Consider the following 1,165-nt stretch of genomic DNA (forward strand, 5'->3'; position numbering starts at 1 on the left):
GGCAAGGGCCATGCCCGGCGTGGCTGCATCAACGGCTCAGGTGCAGGAACTGCAGGTGCCGTTCGTACTGGCTGATGATGTCGTTGATGATCTGCTTGCGGCTGTAGCCGACCAGGTCGTAGTCCTGGCTACCCTCGTACAGATGCACTTCGGCGCGGTAGTAGCGCTGGTTGCGCAGCTGCTGCGCGGCGAAGGACGGGGTCAGGTAGCCACTGAGGATCACCCGGTACTGGAAGTCCTGCTGCTCGCCGTGGTTGACCGACAGCTCCATGTCGCCCGCTTCGAACCGCGTCTGCACGTCCCAGCCCTGCTCGCGCAGCTGCTCGGCCACCGCCTCCATCGCCGGCTTCACCGTGTCATCCATGAAGCGGTACACCTGGTCGCGTACCGGGAAGTGCATGGCCTGGGTCAGGCGCTGGCGCCAGCCCTGGTGGTGGCGGTCATCGCCGATCAGCGGCGATGGCCTGAACTGCTGCGCGCGCTTGCGGTGCGACTCGTCACTGAAGGCGCGGGTCAGGCCCCACATCATCAACAGCAGCACCGCCGAGAACGGCAACGAGGCCAGCACCACCGCTGATTTCAGGGCATCGATGCTGCCGGCCAGCAGCAGGCCGGCGGTCAGCACCGCGATCACCGTGCCCCAGAACACGCGCAGCCAGCGCGGGCCATCGTCCTCCGGCGCACCGCCATGCGAGGACAGCGTGGACAGCACCACCGCCCCGGAATCGGCCGACGTCACGAAGAAGATGAAGCTGACCAGCACGGTCACCCCGATCACCGCCTTGCTCCACGGGTAGCCATCCAGCAACGCATACAGCACCGTCGGTGGGTCATCCACCGCCAGCTGCGCCAACTGCTGCTGGCCATGGTGCAGCACCTGGTCCAGCGCGCTGTTGCCGAAGATCGACAGCCACGCCAGGGTGAAGCCGAGCGGGATCAGCAATACGCCGAACACGAACTCGCGGATGGTGCGGCCGCGCGAGATGCGCGCGATGAACAGGCCGACGAACGGCGCCCAGCCGATCCACCAGGCCCAGTAGAACACCGTCCAGCCGCCCAGCCATTCCGGCCGGCCGCCATAGGCGTATACGTCGAAACTCTTGCCCACCACGCTGCCCAGGTAGTCGCCCAGGTTCTGCATCAGCGTGCTGAGCAGGTACTGCGT

At 66.4% G+C, this 1,165-nt stretch carries 1 protein-coding gene; it reads right to left on the reverse strand.

All coding sequences use genetic code 11. The features are described from left to right. Positions 1-28 precede the first annotated feature (28 nt). The coding region (locus tag AC1VAN_RS22525) for a BCCT family transporter (protein ID WP_480986824.1) at positions 29-1,165 on the reverse strand (1,137 nt) is incomplete at its 5' end.

The sequence above is a fragment of the Stenotrophomonas sp. 05L44_2 genome (assembly GCF_056665995.1).